The organism is Pseudomonas sp. SK3(2021), from assembly GCF_016772375.1.
Classification (GTDB): Bacteria; Pseudomonadota; Gammaproteobacteria; order Pseudomonadales; family Pseudomonadaceae; genus Aquipseudomonas; species Aquipseudomonas chlororaphis_I.
This window is the reverse complement of record NZ_CP061943.1, coordinates 5196089-5210433: the sequence shown is the minus strand read 5'-3', so window position 1 is coordinate 5210433 and position 14345 is coordinate 5196089. Positions and strand designations below refer to the sequence as shown.

The following is a 14345-nucleotide window of genomic DNA, read 5'->3' as shown; positions in this document are numbered from 1 at the left end:
AGCAGCCTGGCTGCATCGCGGTTTTTTCATGGGCGGGAATCAGCGCCGCGGCAATGCCGCAATCACGTCTTCGGCTTGCAGGCCCTTGTCGCGATTCATGACGGAGAACTCCACGCGCTGGCCTTCCACCAGGACGCGGTGACCTTCGCCACGGATGGCGCGGAAGTGCACGAAGATATCATCGCCGGAGTCGCGAGAGATGAAGCCGAAACCCTTCGAAGTGTTGAACCACTTGACGGTACCGGTATCGCGATTGCTCATGTCGTAGGTTTGCGAAGTGTTAGCCGAGGGAGACGATTTGTAGAAGCTGACGGCCAGGTGCAGAAGAACGGCGATCGCCGCGGTCAGCAGGCTGAACAGCACAGCCGGTTGACCTGCGATAACCGGCATCGGTGCCAGCAGGGTCAAGGTCTGCAAGACCACCGCCAGCACCAGAAGCGCGCTGACCAGGTTTTGCAGTTGGTGACGCGGGCCTTTGTTCCAGTAGGGGATAACCGGAGCCAGCGTCAGGTTGAGCAGGCCGAAAAAGGCCAGGTAAAGAGCATCGGGTTGTTGCAGGAAGGGAACGGCTTCAGATCGCAGGCTAGGGATAAAGGACAGCAGCAAGGCTGCTGCGCCCGTTAGCAGGTGGACGATTTTCAACATTTTAATGAACTCACGTTAAGACGGATCACAAGGAAGAGCTGAGCGTGCACGGTTCGCTTCTGAACAATGGGAGGCGGTGAGCACGTGCGCGGGATCAGCCTATGCGCTGAGGCCGAGAAATAGGCAACAGCGACACGGCCTCTATTTAACAGCAAAGCCCAGGCCTTCTCAAATCAGGCGCTGTGGCCGGGTGGCGGGAGAAAGTCCGGATTGTCCCGAGGGAATACCGGACTATCGGGCAAAGCCTTGTTCTAGAGAGCCAGCACCTAAAAAACGGGGAACGGCGGCTTTTCAGGCGGGTCACAACCGGCGTGGACTTTCTTGCAGGTACTGCTCGCCCGCTCGGTGGGCAATCTGTCGCACGGTCCCGGGCTGCGGGTGCAGGGCAGTCTTGCTAGAGTGGTCCGGTACCTGACCTGTTGAATTCAATGTGCTAACGGAGATAGACATGGCAATCGATATCGGTATCAGCGCAGAAGATCGCAAATCCATCGTGGAGGGGCTCTCTCGCCTGCTTTCAGATACTTATGTGCTGTATCTGAAGACCCATAATTTCCACTGGAACGTCACGGGGCCGCAGTTCCGTACGCTGCACTTGATGTTCGAAGAGCAATACAACGAACTGGCGCTGGCGGTGGACCTGATCGCCGAGCGTATCCGCGCCCTGGGGTTCCCGGCGCCAGGAGCCTATTCCATCTACGCGCGTCTTTCTTCGATCAAGGAAGAAGAGGGCGTGCCAAGCGCCGATGAGATGATCAAGCAACTGGTGGCGGGGCAGGAAGCGGTGACCCGTACTGCCCGTGGCATTTTCCCGATCATCGACAAGGTCAGCGACGAACCCACCGCGGACTTGCTGACCCAGCGGATGCAGGTGCATGAGAAAACCGCGTGGATGCTGCGTTCACTGTTGAGCGAGCAATAACCCCGCAGACCGAATGGCGCCGTTATCGGCGCCATTTGCCTTTATGGAGTATGACTCGTTGCCCGATCATGGCGGTTCGCCCTCAGGCCCGATGGCTGGGGCATGGCAGCGGGGCGCTGGCTTTGTTTCGGCGGACGGTGGTCTATCGGTGCCGTCATACGGCTGCACAGGGCCGATTTAATGGATATAATCCCGCTCTTTGCTATATAGCCCGGGCCTCGGCACGGGTTAAGCCAGACGTTAAGTACGCCGAGACGCTCTCATGCCCATGTACGACTACCAATGTGCTTCCTGTGGTCATCAGCTGGAAGCCATTCAAAAGATCAGCGCGCCTGCGTTGGTCGATTGCCCTGCCTGCCAGGCGCCCGAGCTGAAAAAAATGCTGTCCATGCCAGGTTTCCGCCTCAGCGGTTCGGGCTGGTATGAGACCGACTTCAAAACCGGCGCCAAGAAGAACCTGGCCGGTGGCGACAAAGCTGATTAAGTTGAACGACACGCGCGAGCTCTTGCATTATCCGGTACCCCGAGGTGCGCAAGGCCTCCCATCGAATTTCGAATTACGAGAAGTGAAACCACTACCATGATGCGCAGCCATTATTGCGGCCAACTGAACGAAAGCCTGGAAGGCCAGGAAGTTACCCTTTGCGGATGGGTCCACCGTCGTCGCGACCATGGCGGGGTGATCTTCCTCGATATCCGTGATCGTGAAGGTCTGGCCCAGGTGGTGTTCGACCCGGACCGCGCTGAAACCTTCTCCGCCGCCGACCGTGTGCGCAGCGAATACGTGGTCAAGATCACTGGCAAGGTGCGCCTGCGTCCGGCCGGTGCCGGCAACGCCAACATGGCTTCGGGCATGATCGAAGTCCTGGGCTACGAGCTGGAAGTGCTGAACGAAGCGGAAACCCCGCCGTTCCCACTCAACGAATACTCCGACGTGGGCGAAGAAACCCGTCTGCGCTATCGCTTCATCGACCTGCGCCGTCCGGAAATGGCCGAGAAGCTGCGTCTGCGTTCGCGCATGACCACCAGCATCCGTCGCTACCTGGACGAGAACGGTTTCCTCGACGTCGAAACCCCGATCCTGACCCGTGCCACCCCTGAAGGCGCGCGTGACTATCTGGTGCCAAGCCGTACCCACGCCGGTAGCTTCTTCGCTCTGCCGCAGTCGCCACAGCTGTTCAAGCAGTTGCTGATGGTCGCCGGCTTCGACCGCTACTACCAGATCGCCAAATGCTTCCGCGACGAAGACCTGCGTGCCGACCGTCAGCCTGAGTTCACTCAGATCGACATCGAAACCAGCTTCCTCGATGAAAAAGACATCATGGGCCTGACCGAAGGCATGATCCGCAACCTGTTCAAGGAAGTGCTGGATCTGGAATTCGGCGAGTTCCCGCACATGACCTTTGAAGAGGCCATGCGTCGCTACGGTTCCGACAAGCCGGACCTGCGTATCCCGCTGGAACTGGTGGACGTTGCCGATCAGCTCAAGGAAGTCGAATTCAAGGTGTTCAGCGGCCCGGCCAACGATCCGAAATGCCGTATCGCCGCTTTGCGCGTTCCTGGCGGGGCGAGCATGCCGCGCAAGCAGATCGACGACTACACCAAGTTCGTCGGCATCTACGGTGCCAAGGGCCTGGCCTACATCAAGGTCAACGAACGCGCCAATGGCGTTGACGGTCTGCAGTCGCCGATCGTCAAGAACATCCCGGAAGCCAACCTGAACGTGATCCTCGATCGCGTGGGCGCGGTCGACGGCGACATCGTGTTCTTCGGCGCCGACAAGGCCAAGATCGTCAGCGAGGCCCTGGGCGCGCTGCGGATCAAGCTCGGTCACGACCTGAACCTGCTGACCTGCGACTGGGCTCCGCTGTGGGTCGTCGACTTCCCGATGTTCGAAGAAAACGAAGATGGCAGCTTCACCGCGCTGCACCACCCGTTCACTGCGCCGAAATGCTCGCCGGAAGAACTGGAAGCCAACCCGGCGACCGCGCTGTCCCGTGCCTACGACATGGTGCTCAACGGCACCGAGCTGGGTGGCGGTTCGATCCGTATCCACCGCAAGGAAATGCAGCAGGCGGTCTTCCGCCTGCTGGGCATCGATGAAGCGGAACAGGAAGAGAAATTCGGCTTCCTGCTCGACGCCCTGAAGTACGGCGCGCCGCCGCACGGTGGCCTGGCGTTCGGCCTGGACCGTCTGGTGATGCTGATGACCGGCGCCCAGTCGATCCGTGAAGTGATCGCCTTCCCGAAAACCCAGAGCGCCGCTTGCGTGATGACCCAGGCGCCTGGCCTGGTCGACGCCAAGGCGCTGCGCGAGCTGCACATCCGCCTGCGCGAACAGCCAAAGGCTGAGTAAGGCCGACCTGAAGGCGCATCTGCGGATGCGCCTTTTTCTATTGGGTCGAGATATTTGTTGCCCGCTCGCCGTTACAGGCGTTGCGGGCAATGTTTCAAAGAGAATTTGGAGCACGTTATGGCAGGTCATTCCAAGTGGGCGAACATCAAGCACCGCAAAGAGCGTCAGGATGCCAAGAGAGGCAAGATTTTCACCAAGTGGATCCGTGAGCTGACGGTCGCCGCTCGCCAGGGCGGTGGCGATCCAGGTTCCAACCCGCGTCTGCGTCTGGCCCTGGACAAGGCCCTGGGCGCCAACATGAGCCGTGACATCATCGATCGCGCTATCGCCCGTGGCGCTGGTGCGACCGAGGCCGACAACGTCGAAGAGCTGACCTATGAAGGTTATGGCCCGGGCGGCGTGGCGGTGATGGTCGAGTGCATGACCGACAACCGCAACCGTACCGCAGCGGCCGTGCGCCATGCGTTCAGCAAATGTGGCGGCAACCTGGGTACCGACGGTTCGGTGGCGTATCTGTTCGAACGCAAGGGGCAGATCAGCTTTGCGCCGGGCGTCGATGAGGACGCACTGACCGATGCGGCGTTGGAAGCCGACGCCGATGACGTGGTTGTTCACGAAGACGGCTCGATCGATGTGTTTACCTCGTTCACTGGCTTCTATGCGGTACGTAACGCACTCGAAGAGGCCGGTTTCAAGGGCGACGACGCGGAGATCGTCATGCAACCGACCACCAGCGCCGAGCTGGATCTGGAAGGCGCCGAGAAGATCCTCAAGCTGATCGACATGCTCGAAGACCTGGACGATGTGCAAAACGTCTACTCCAACGCGGATATTCCCCAGTCGGTTGCCGAGCAGCTCGGCTGATAGCTCGATCAAGGATCGCAGCCTTCGACGGTTTCCCCCCTTTACACACAGGGTTACGCTGTACCTGTAGGGGGGAGCTGTCGAAGGCTGCGATTTTTTGTTTTTCCAGCTTCTCCCGGCGTTACCTTAGGCAACCGAATTTTCTCTTGCAGGCGTTATGACTCTTATTCTTGGTATCGACCCGGGTTCGCGCATCACCGGTTACGGCGTGGTACGTGATACCGGGCGTGGCTGCGTGTACGTGGCTTCGGGTTGTATTCGCACGGGTGCCGGCGAGCTGCATGAGCGGCTGCAAATCGTCTATCGCGGGGTTCGTGAGGTCATTCAGACCTACGGTCCGGTGACCATGGGCATTGAAAAGGTGTTCATGGCGCGTAATGCCGACTCGGCCCTGAAGCTGGGCCAGGCCCGTGGCGCGGCGATCGTGGCGGGGGCCGAGGAAAGCCTGGAGATCGCCGAATACACCGCTACCCAAGTCAAGCAGGCCGTGGCGGGCACCGGCGGGGCCAACAAGGAACAGGTGCAAATGATGGTCATGCACTTGCTCAAGTTGACCAGCAAGCCGCAGATCGACGCCTCGGATGCCCTGGCGATCGCCATCTGTCATGCCCACACCCGTTCCAGCCTGTTGCCCCACGGCCTGGGTACCGCACGCAGTCGTGGCGGCCGCCTGCGTCTCTGATAGCATCTGCGCAAACATTTGATGAGTGGAGCATCCCGCGCCTGTCTGCCCGGCCCGGATCTTCGCTCTGTGACCCGCCGGCCGCTGATCTGGCCTGAGCTAAGGATCTGAAACGTGATTGGACGCTTGCGCGGCACCTTGGCTGAAAAACAGCCGCCGCACCTGATTCTCGATGTAAACGGTCTGGGTTACGAGGTGGAAGTCCCCATGACCACCCTGTACCGCCTGCCGTCGGTCGGTGAACCGCTCACCCTGCACACCCATTTGGTCGTACGTGAAGATGCCCAGTTACTCTATGGCTTTGCCAGCAAGCGCGAGCGGGACTTCTTTCGCGAACTGATTCGCCTCAATGGCGTGGGGCCGAAACTGGCGCTGGCGCTGATGTCCAGCCTGGAGGTCGACGAGCTGGTGCGTTGTGTGCAAGCGCAGGACACCTCGGCGCTGACCAAGGTGCCAGGGGTCGGTAAAAAGACCGCGGAGCGTCTGCTGGTCGAGCTCAAGGACCGCTTCAAGGCCTGGGAGACCGTACCGAGCATGTTTGCCCTGGTGCCGAACCAGCCGGATGCGCCAATGCCGGTGGCCAGTGCCGAGACCGATGCGGTCAGTGCCCTGATCTCCCTGGGCTACAAGCCGCAGGAGGCCAGCAAGGCGGTTTCCGCGATCAAGGAAAAAGGCCTGAGCAGTGAAGACATGATTCGCCGCGCCCTGAAGGGAATGATTTAAGTGATAGAAGCAGATCGTCTGATCGCCGCCACGGGCCCCCGTGAGCGCGAGGAAGTCCAGGACCGTGCGATTCGCCCCGTCAGCCTGGCCGAATACATCGGCCAGCCGACGGTGCGCGAGCAAATGGAGCTGTTCATCCAGGCTGCCCGCGGGCGCAACGAGTCGCTGGACCATACCCTGATCTTCGGCCCGCCAGGCCTGGGTAAGACCACGCTGGCCAACATCATCGCCCAGGAGATGGGGGTGTCGATCAAGAGCACCTCGGGCCCGGTGCTGGAGCGCCCGGGGGACCTGGCGGCGCTGCTGACCAATCTCGAACCGAACGACGTACTGTTTATCGACGAGATCCATCGCCTGTCGCCGATCGTCGAGGAAGTGCTGTACCCGGCCATGGAGGATTTCCAGCTGGACATCATGATCGGCGAAGGGCCGGCGGCTCGTTCGATCAAGCTCGACCTGCCGCCGTTCACTCTGGTGGGGGCGACGACCCGCGCGGGCATGCTGACCAACCCGCTGCGCGATCGCTTCGGCATCGTCCAGCGCCTGGAGTTCTACAGCACCGCGGACCTGGCGACCATTGTCGGGCGCTCCGCCGGCATTCTCGGCTTGCCGCTGGACCCGGACGGCGCCTTTGAAATTGCCCGGCGCGCCCGTGGGACGCCGCGTATCGCCAACCGTTTGTTGCGCCGGGTGCGGGACTTTGCCGAGGTTCGTGCCAAGGGTCACATCACCAAACCCATCGCCGACCTGGCGCTGAACCTGCTGGATGTTGACGAACGTGGCTTCGATCACCAGGACCGGCGCCTGTTGCTGACCATGATCGAGAAGTTCGACGGCGGGCCGGTGGGAGTCGACAGCCTGGCGGCCGCCATCAGCGAAGAGCGGCACACCATCGAGGATGTGCTCGAGCCCTATCTGATCCAGCAAGGCTATATCATGCGTACGCCGCGGGGCCGTGTGGTGACCCGGCATGCCTATCTGCATTTCGGTCTTAACATCCCGTCACGATTGGGGGAGATGCCTGTGGTAGACGAATTCCTCGATGCCGTGGACGATTAACAACCGCTTCGGCGGCGATTTATTCGCAGCGTGTGTGGTCCTAGGGGGCTGGCATTGCCGTTATTTCGCCAGAAAGGCGTTCGAGAATGAAAAACAGTTGCCAGGCCGGATTGGCAACCTGAGGAGTAAGCACTAGAGTATGCGCGCGCAAAACGGGCTTGGGTCGTTCGCACATCGTTGTCGCGTTTATTACGAAGACACCGATGCCGGCGGCATCGTGTATTACGTTAATTACCTTAAGTTTATGGAGCGGGCTCGAACCGAGCGGCTACGAGATCTGGGCTTTGCCCAATCGCAGCTGGCAGGGGAGAACCTGTTGTTCGTCGTGCATTCCAGCGAAGCGCGCTACCACGCGCCGGCGCGACTGGACGACGAGCTTCTGGTAAGTGCAGAAGTCATCGAATTGAACCGGGCCAGCCTGCGCTTCAAACAGCAGGTCAGGCGAGCCACGGATAATGCACTGCTCTGCGAAGGGCAGTTTCTGGTGGCCTGTGTGCGCACCGACAATTTGAAACCCCGGGCCATTCCCGAAGCTCTACGTGCGGCCTTTGCCGACGTGAGCGGCGCGGGTACACACTCAGAGCAGGAGATAAAGCGTGGAAGCTAACGTCGTCGACCATTCCTCCATGTGGAGCCTGGTCAGCAATGCCAGCATCGTTGTGCAGTTGGTAATGCTGACCCTGGTAGCCGCATCGGTGACCTCATGGATCATGATCTTTCAGCGCAGCAACCTGCTGCGCGCCGGTCGACGCGCCCTGGAGAGCTTCGAAGAGCGCTTCTGGTCGGGCATCGACCTGTCCAAACTGTACCGTCAGGCAGGCAGCAACCCGGACCCCGATTCGGGTGTGGAGCAGATCTTCCGTGCCGGTTTCAAAGAGTTCTCGCGCCTGCGCCAGCAGTCGGGCGTTGATCCCGAGGCGGTCATGGAAGGTGTCGCGCGTGCCATGCGTGTCGCCATCTCCCGCGAAGAAGAGAAGCTGGAGCAGAGCCTGCCGTTCCTCGCCACTGTCGGTTCGGTCAGCCCGTACATCGGTCTGTTCGGTACCGTCTGGGGGATCATGAACTCCTTCCGCGGCCTGGCCAGCGCTCAGCAGGCGACCCTGGCGACCGTGGCACCGGGTATCGCCGAAGCCCTGATCGCCACCGCGATCGGCCTGTTTGCCGCGATCCCGGCCGTTATCGCCTACAACCGCTTTGCGGCCCGTGGCGAGACCCTGATCAGCCGTTACTACACCTTCGCCGACGAGTTCCAGGCGATCCTGCACCGTAAAGTGCACACCAGCGAAGAGTGAGCAGGTAAATCCCCATGGCCCGAGTTCGCCACAAACGCAAGCCGGTTGCCGAGATGAACGTGGTGCCCTACATCGACGTGATGTTGGTACTGCTGGTTATCTTCATGGTGACCGCGCCGATGCTCAATCAGGGCGTGAAAGTCGATCTGCCCAAGGTTTCCAGCGAAGCCTTGCCGCAGGACAACAACACCCAGGTCCTGACCATATCGATCAAGGCTGACAAGACCTACTACTGGAACCTTGGCAGCGAAGTCGACACCGACAAGCAGATGGACAAGGCCATGACCTTGCCGCAGATGACCGACGCCGTGACCAAGATCATTCGCGCCGGCAATGAAGGCGGCAAGCATACCCAGGTGTTCATTCGCGGCGACAAGTCCGTTGACTACGGTGCCGTCATGGGCGCCATGGGCGGGCTGCAGAAGGCCGGCGTCGGTAACGTTGGCCTGATTACCGAGGCGCCCTGATGCAGCAACAGCGAGAGCCGTCCGCCTCGGAAAGCTACTTCTGGCCTAGCGTGTGGGCAATTGCCCTGCACGTTCTGGTGTTCGGCATGCTGTTCGTCAGTTTTGCCATGACGCCGGAGTTGCCGCCGTCCAAGCCGATCGTCCAGGCGACCCTGTATCAGCTGAAATCGAAAAGTCAGGCGACCACCCAGACCAATCAGAAGATTGCGGGTGAGGCGAAGAAATCCGCCGCGCGCCAGACCGAAGTTGAGCAGATGGAGCAGAAAAAGGTCGAGCAGGAAGCGGTGAAGGCTGCGGAACAAAAGAAAGAAGAGGCTGCTCAAAAAGCCGAGGAAGCGAAAAAGGCCGACGAAGCCAAGAAAGCGGATGAGGCGAAGAAGGCTGATGAAGCCAAGAAAGCCGACGACGCGAAGAAGGCTGCGGAAGCGAAAAAGGCTGAAGAGAAACAATTGGCTGATATAGCCAAAAAGAAAGCCGAAGAAGAAGCCAAGAAAGCCGCCGAAGAAGAGGCCAAGAAAAAGGCCGCTGAAGAGGCGAAGAAAAAGATAGTCGAAGACGCGAAGAAGAAAGCCGCGGAAGACGCCAAGAAGAAAGCTGAAGCGGACGAGGCGAAGAAGAAGGTCGCCGAGGACGCGAAGAAGAAAGCCGCCGCCGACGCAGCCAAGAAAAAGGCTCAGGAAGCAGCGCGTAAATCCGCCGAAGATAAAAAGGCCCAGGCCCTGGCTGATTTGCTTTCCGACACGCCACAGCGTCAGCAGGCCTTGGCGGACGAGCAGGGCGACGAAGTCGCGGGCAGTTTCGACGATCTGATTCGTGCTCGTGCGGCGGAAGGCTGGGCTCGTCCTCCTTCGGCGCGCAACAACATGACTGTCGTGCTGCAAATCGGCATGTTGCCGGATGGCACGGTGACTTCCGTGTCGGTGGCCAAGTCCAGCGGCGATGGTCCGTTCGATGCCTCGGCGGTAGCTGCGGTCAAGAACATTGGACGTTTGACAGAAATGCAGGGAATGAAGCCGAGCGATTTCGCTCCGTATCGTTCATTCAAGATGACATTCACACCTGAGGATCTAGCCTTGTGAGAAACCTTCTTCGAGGATTGCTGGTCGTTATTTGCTGTATGGCAGGGATAGCGACAGCGGATGAAAAGAACATTCTGGTCACCAGTGGCAGTGACCGGGCCACGCCAATCGCCGTAGTGCCATTCGGTTGGCAAGGGGGCAGCGTGCTGCCCGACGACATGGCGGAAATCATCGGCAACGACCTGCGCAACTCGGGTTACTACGCGCCGATTCCAAAGCAGAACATGATCAGCCTGCCGACCCAGGCCAGCGAAGTCATCTACCGTGACTGGAAGGCCCTGGGTGCCCAGTACATCATGGTCGGCAGCATTGTCCCGGCGGGCGGTCGCCTGCAGGTGCAATACGCCCTGTTCAACGTCGCCACCGAACAGCAAGTGCTGACCGGCAGTGTCTCGGGCAGCATCGACCAGCTGCGCGACATGGCTCACTACATCTCCGACCAGTCGTTCGAGAAACTCACCGGCATCAAGGGCGCCTTCTCGACTCGCATGCTGTACGTTACTGCAGAGCGTTTCTCCGAGAAGAACACGCGCTACACCCTGCAACGCTCCGACTACGACGGCGCGCGTGCGGTGACCCTGCTGCAATCCCGTGAACCGATCCTGTCGCCGCGCTTCGCGCCGGACGGCAAGCGCATTGCCTATGTGTCGTTCGAACAGAAGCGTCCGCGCATCTTCGTTCAGCACATCGACACTGGCCGTCGCGAGCAGATCACCAACTTCGAAGGCCTGAACGGCGCGCCTGCCTGGTCGCCGGACGGCCAGCGCCTGGCGTTCGTGCTGTCCAAGGACGGCAACCCGGACATCTATGTGATGAACCTGGGGTCGCGCCAGATCTCGCGTGTGACCGCAGGTCCTGGCATCAACACCGAACCGTTCTGGGGCAAGGATGGTTCGACCATCTACTTCACTTCGGACCGTGGCGGCAAACCACAGATCTACAAGACCAGCGCCGGTGGTGGCGGTGCGGAGCGGGTGACTTTCGTGGGCAACTACAACGCAAACCCGAAACTGTCCGCGGATGAAAAAACGCTGGTCATGATTCACCGGCAGGACGGCTTCACAAACTTCAAGGTAGCTGCCCAGGATTTGCAGCGTGGCAACGTAAAAATCCTTACCGACAGCACACTTGATGAGTCGCCTACTGTTGCGCCCAACGGCACCATGGTAATCTACGCCACCCGCCAGCAGGGCCGGGGAGTCTTGATGCTCGTGTCCATTAATGGACGCGTGAGGCTCCCGCTTCCTACCGCTCAAGGCGAAGTCAGAGAACCGTCCTGGTCCCCTTACCTGAACTGACGCGGCGCTTTACGTTTTACTTAACACACTGGGGTTCATTAGGAGTTTCACGATGGAAATGCTGAAGTTTGGTAAGTTTGCTGCGCTGGCTCTGGCCATGGCTGTAGCAGTAGGTTGCTCCTCCAAAGGCGGCGACAACGCTGGTGAAGGCGCTGTTGATCCAAACGCTGGTTACGGCGCTAACACTGGTGCAGTTGACGGCTCCCTGAGCGAAGAAGCTGCTCTGCGCGCAATCACCACCTTCTACTTCGAATACGACAGCTCGGACCTGAAGCCAGAAGCCATGCGCGCTCTGGACGTTCACGCCAAGGACCTGAAAGCAAACGGCGCTCGCGTTGTTCTGGAAGGCAACACCGACGAACGTGGTACCCGTGAGTACAACATGGCTCTGGGCGAGCGTCGTGCGAAAGCCGTTCAGCGCTACCTGGTGCTGCAAGGCGTTTCCCCAGCTCAGCTGGAACTGGTTTCCTACGGCGAAGAGCGTCCAGTTGCTACCGGCAACGACGAGCAGTCCTGGGCTCAAAACCGTCGCGTCGAACTGCGTAAGTAATTCGTCATGCGAACGTGCCGTCGTGCTCTAACTGTCTTGGCTCTCAGCCTCGCGCCGCTTTCGGCGTGGGCTGCGGTTCCTGTGGTCGATAACAACTCGGGCTATAACAATAGCGGAGGCAGTTATCCGCCAGCGGGTTATGGCACGAACGGCGCCTATGCCGGGGGAGGGGTTTCGACCCCTGTCTCGGCACAGGGCGAGCTGTTCCAGCAACTGCAGCAGATGCAGGATCAAATCGCACGGCAACAAGGTGTGATTGAAGTATTGCAAAACGATATTGCGCGCATGAAGCAGGAAAGCCTGGAGCGTTACCAGGATCTTGATCGGCGCATTGGAGCGGGCGGTGCACCTGCCGCGACTCCTGATCATTCTTCTGCCGGTGGTGATGCAAGTGCCGCCGGTGTCGCCGCCGGGGCTGCCTCGCAAGCTCCAGCGGCAAGCAGTGAACCGGGCGATCCGGCGAAGGAAAAGCTGTATTACGAAGCCGCCTTCGACCTGATCAAGGCCAAGGACTTCGACAAGGCCAGCCAGGCTTTCTCCGCGTTCCTGCGTAAATACCCGAACAGCCAGTACGCGGGTAATGCCCAGTACTGGTTGGGCGAAGTGAACCTGGCCAAAGGCGACCTGCAAGGGGCCGGCCAGGCATTTGCCAAGGTTTCCCAGCTGTATCCGAAGCATGCCAAGGTACCGGACTCCCTGTACAAGCTGGCTGACGTAGAGCGCCGCCTGGGCCACACTGACAAGGTCAAGGGCATTCTGCAGCAGGTGGTGGCCCAATATCCGGGTACTTCCGCCGCCCAGCTGGCTCAGCGCGATCTGCAACGCATGTAATCGAGTTTGAGCTGTTTGGAAGAAACCCGCGCTTGCCGCGGGTTTTTTCGTTAGAATCCATGCCTTTTTATGAAACACGCTTCCTGGGATTACCGTGTTTGCGGGATTCCTCGAGGTGCCTGACGGAGGCGGACAGCCTGTTTAGCTGTTACGCCCGTGGCGACTATGCAAGACACATTGAGAATTACCGAAGTTTTCTACTCGTTGCAGGGTGAAACTCGGACTGCCGGCCTGCCCACGGTATTTGTGCGCCTGACCGGTTGTCCGCTGCGTTGCCAGTACTGCGACAGTGCCTACGCTTTCAGCGGCGGCACCCTCCGCACCCTCGAGAGCATTCTCGAGCAGGTCGCCGGTTTCCGCCCACGTTACGTCTGTGTGACCGGGGGCGAGCCTCTGGCGCAACCTAACGCCATTCCCCTGCTCAAGCAGCTGTGCGACGCCGGTTACGAAGTCTCGCTGGAAACCAGTGGAGCCCTGGATATTTCCGCGGTCGATCCGCGTGTCAGTCGAGTGCTCGACCTGAAGACGCCGGGGTCGCAGGAGGCTCAGCGCAATCGTTACGAAAACATCGAGCTGCTGACGCCGAACGACCAGGTCAAGTTTGTCATCTGTTCCCGTGAGGACTACGACTGGGCGGTTTCCAAGCTGATCCAGTATGGTTTGGAGCGGCGGGCGGGCGAGGTGCTGTTTTCGCCGAGCCATCACGATCTGAATGCGCGCGATCTGGCTGACTGGATCGTTGCGGACAACCTGCCGGTGCGCCTGCAATTGCAGTTGCATAAGTATCTTTGGAATGACGAGCCGGGGCGCTGATATGACTGAACAAGCACAGAACCACGTTGCCACCGAAAAGCGTGCAGTAATCCTGCTGTCCGGCGGTCTGGACTCGGCCACCGTGGTGGCCATGGCCCGTGCCGAAGGTTACCACTGCTACACCATGAGCTTCGATTACGGCCAGCGTCATCGCGCCGAGTTGCAGGCGGCTGAGCGTGTCGCTCGCGACCTGGACGTGGTCGAGCACAAAGTGATCGGTCTCAACCTCAACGGTATCGGTGGCTCCGCGCTGACTGACAGCTCCATCGATGTGCCCGAGGCCCCGAGCGAAGGGATCCCCGTCACCTATGTGCCGGCGCGTAACACTGTGTTCCTGTCCCTGGCACTGGGCTGGGCGGAAGTGCTGGGCGCGCGGGACATCTTCATTGGCGTCAACGCCGTGGACTATTCGGGTTATCCGGATTGCCGCCCGGAGTTCGTCGAGGCCTTCGAGCGCATGGCCAACCTGGCGACCAAGGCCGGCGTAGAGGGGCAGGGGTTCCGTATCCAGGCACCGCTGCAGAACTTGAGCAAGGCCGATATCGTCAAGGCGGGCGTCAAGCTCGGGGTTGATTACGGCCTGACCGTGTCCTGCTACCAGGCCGATGATCAAGGGCGTGCTTGCGGTAAATGCGACAGCTGCCGTCTGCGTGCAGAAGGTTTTGCCGCGGCCGGTGTCAGCGACCCAACACCTTATTTTTGATTTTTTTCATATTGGGTGTTGAATTCTTTTTATAAATCAGTATTATACGCGCCACCACACA

At 59.9% G+C, this 14345-nt stretch carries 17 protein-coding genes; 16 read left to right on the top strand and 1 reads right to left on the bottom strand.

Going from position 1 to position 14345, the window contains the following annotated elements; all coding sequences use genetic code 11:
* Positions 1–39: 39 nt before the first annotated feature.
* Positions 40–645, bottom strand: a complete 606-nt coding sequence (locus tag IF690_RS29160) for a cold-shock protein (RefSeq protein ID WP_007931134.1) — start codon at positions 643–645, stop codon at positions 40–42.
* Positions 646–1093: 448 nt separating this feature from the next.
* On the opposite strand from IF690_RS29160, the gene IF690_RS22890 reads away from it, so the two are divergent.
* The 16 genes from IF690_RS22890 to queC all read left to right on the top strand — a co-directional run bounded on the left by IF690_RS22890 (position 1094) and on the right by queC (position 14284).
* Positions 1094–1567, top strand: a complete 474-nt coding sequence (locus IF690_RS22890) for a Dps family protein (protein ID WP_009045289.1) — start codon at positions 1094–1096, stop codon at positions 1565–1567.
* 262 nt (positions 1568–1829) lie between these two features.
* Positions 1830–2051 (top strand): FmdB family zinc ribbon protein, encoded by a 222-nt coding sequence (locus IF690_RS22885; RefSeq protein ID WP_007931131.1) that lies wholly within the window; start codon positions 1830–1832, stop codon positions 2049–2051.
* 96 nt (positions 2052–2147) lie between these two features.
* Entirely contained in the window at positions 2148–3923 is a 1776-nt protein-coding gene (aspS, locus tag IF690_RS22880; RefSeq protein WP_202697492.1) for an aspartate--tRNA ligase, read from the top strand.
* 117 nt (positions 3924–4040) lie between these two features.
* Complete coding sequence (locus IF690_RS22875) at positions 4041–4787, top strand: YebC/PmpR family DNA-binding transcriptional regulator (RefSeq protein ID WP_028683235.1); 747 nt, start codon at positions 4041–4043, stop codon at positions 4785–4787.
* 157 nt (positions 4788–4944) lie between these two features.
* Complete coding sequence (gene ruvC, locus IF690_RS22870; protein WP_007931118.1) at positions 4945–5469, top strand: crossover junction endodeoxyribonuclease RuvC; 525 nt, start codon at positions 4945–4947, stop codon at positions 5467–5469.
* Positions 5470–5583: 114 nt separating this feature from the next.
* Entirely contained in the window at positions 5584–6192 is a 609-nt protein-coding gene (gene ruvA / locus IF690_RS22865) for a Holliday junction branch migration protein RuvA (protein WP_009050469.1), read from the top strand.
* A complete protein-coding gene (ruvB, locus tag IF690_RS22860) occupies positions 6193–7251 on the top strand; it encodes a Holliday junction branch migration DNA helicase RuvB (RefSeq protein WP_009050468.1) in 1059 nt (352 codons plus the stop codon).
* A 139-nt stretch (positions 7252–7390) separates the two neighbouring features.
* Positions 7391–7858 carry a tol-pal system-associated acyl-CoA thioesterase gene (gene ybgC, locus IF690_RS22855; protein WP_009050467.1) on the top strand — a complete coding sequence of 156 codons (468 nt, stop codon included), beginning with the start codon at positions 7391–7393 and terminating at the stop codon, positions 7856–7858.
* Positions 7848–8543: a protein TolQ gene (gene tolQ / locus IF690_RS22850; protein ID WP_007931111.1), complete on the top strand. Its 696-nt coding sequence runs from the start codon at positions 7848–7850 to the stop codon at positions 8541–8543. The genes ybgC and tolQ overlap by 11 nt, the downstream gene beginning before the upstream one ends.
* 14 nt (positions 8544–8557) lie before the next feature.
* On the top strand, positions 8558–9010 hold the full coding sequence (tolR, locus tag IF690_RS22845) for a protein TolR (RefSeq protein ID WP_007931110.1): 453 nt from the start codon (positions 8558–8560) through the stop codon (positions 9008–9010).
* On the top strand, positions 9010–10089 hold the full coding sequence (tolA, locus tag IF690_RS22840; protein ID WP_007931108.1) for a cell envelope integrity protein TolA: 1080 nt from the start codon (positions 9010–9012) through the stop codon (positions 10087–10089). Before tolR ends, tolA begins: the two co-directional genes overlap by 1 nt.
* Before the next feature lie 38 nt (positions 10090–10127).
* Positions 10128–11387 (top strand): Tol-Pal system beta propeller repeat protein TolB, encoded by a 1260-nt coding sequence (gene tolB, locus IF690_RS22835; RefSeq protein WP_252189507.1) that lies wholly within the window; start codon positions 10128–10130, stop codon positions 11385–11387.
* 52 nt (positions 11388–11439) lie between these two features.
* Complete coding sequence (gene pal, locus IF690_RS22830; protein WP_003178634.1) at positions 11440–11937, top strand: peptidoglycan-associated lipoprotein Pal; 498 nt, start codon at positions 11440–11442, stop codon at positions 11935–11937.
* A 6-nt stretch (positions 11938–11943) separates the two neighbouring features.
* Positions 11944–12768, top strand: coding sequence for a tol-pal system protein YbgF (gene ybgF, locus IF690_RS22825; RefSeq protein WP_202697490.1), 825 nt, complete (start codon positions 11944–11946; stop codon positions 12766–12768).
* A 165-nt stretch (positions 12769–12933) separates the two neighbouring features.
* Positions 12934–13581 (top strand): 7-carboxy-7-deazaguanine synthase QueE, encoded by a 648-nt coding sequence (gene queE / locus IF690_RS22820; RefSeq protein ID WP_202697489.1) that lies wholly within the window; start codon positions 12934–12936, stop codon positions 13579–13581.
* A 1-nt stretch (position 13582) separates the two neighbouring features.
* Entirely contained in the window at positions 13583–14284 is a 702-nt protein-coding gene (gene queC, locus IF690_RS22815; RefSeq protein ID WP_202697488.1) for a 7-cyano-7-deazaguanine synthase QueC, read from the top strand.
* Positions 14285–14345: the final 61 nt, after the last annotated feature.

Coding starts and splice junctions, on each gene's coding strand:
- IF690_RS29160 (WP_007931134.1), bottom strand. CDS start 645: ATGTTGAAAATCGTCCACCTGCTAACGGGCGCAGCAGCCTTGCTGCTG.
- IF690_RS22890 (WP_009045289.1), top strand. CDS start 1,094: ATGGCAATCGATATCGGTATCAGCGCAGAAGATCGCAAATCCATCGTG.
- IF690_RS22885 (WP_007931131.1), top strand. CDS start 1,830: ATGCCCATGTACGACTACCAATGTGCTTCCTGTGGTCATCAGCTGGAA.
- aspS (WP_202697492.1), top strand. CDS start 2,148: ATGATGCGCAGCCATTATTGCGGCCAACTGAACGAAAGCCTGGAAGGC.
- IF690_RS22875 (WP_028683235.1), top strand. CDS start 4,041: ATGGCAGGTCATTCCAAGTGGGCGAACATCAAGCACCGCAAAGAGCGT.
- ruvC (WP_007931118.1), top strand. CDS start 4,945: ATGACTCTTATTCTTGGTATCGACCCGGGTTCGCGCATCACCGGTTAC.
- ybgC (WP_009050467.1), top strand. CDS start 7,391: ATGCGCGCGCAAAACGGGCTTGGGTCGTTCGCACATCGTTGTCGCGTT.
- tolR (WP_007931110.1), top strand. CDS start 8,558: ATGGCCCGAGTTCGCCACAAACGCAAGCCGGTTGCCGAGATGAACGTG.
- tolA (WP_007931108.1), top strand. CDS start 9,010: ATGCAGCAACAGCGAGAGCCGTCCGCCTCGGAAAGCTACTTCTGGCCT.
- tolB (WP_252189507.1), top strand. CDS start 10,128: ATGGCAGGGATAGCGACAGCGGATGAAAAGAACATTCTGGTCACCAGT.
- pal (WP_003178634.1), top strand. CDS start 11,440: ATGGAAATGCTGAAGTTTGGTAAGTTTGCTGCGCTGGCTCTGGCCATG.
- ybgF (WP_202697490.1), top strand. CDS start 11,944: ATGCGAACGTGCCGTCGTGCTCTAACTGTCTTGGCTCTCAGCCTCGCG.
- queE (WP_202697489.1), top strand. CDS start 12,934: ATGCAAGACACATTGAGAATTACCGAAGTTTTCTACTCGTTGCAGGGT.
- queC (WP_202697488.1), top strand. CDS start 13,583: ATGACTGAACAAGCACAGAACCACGTTGCCACCGAAAAGCGTGCAGTA.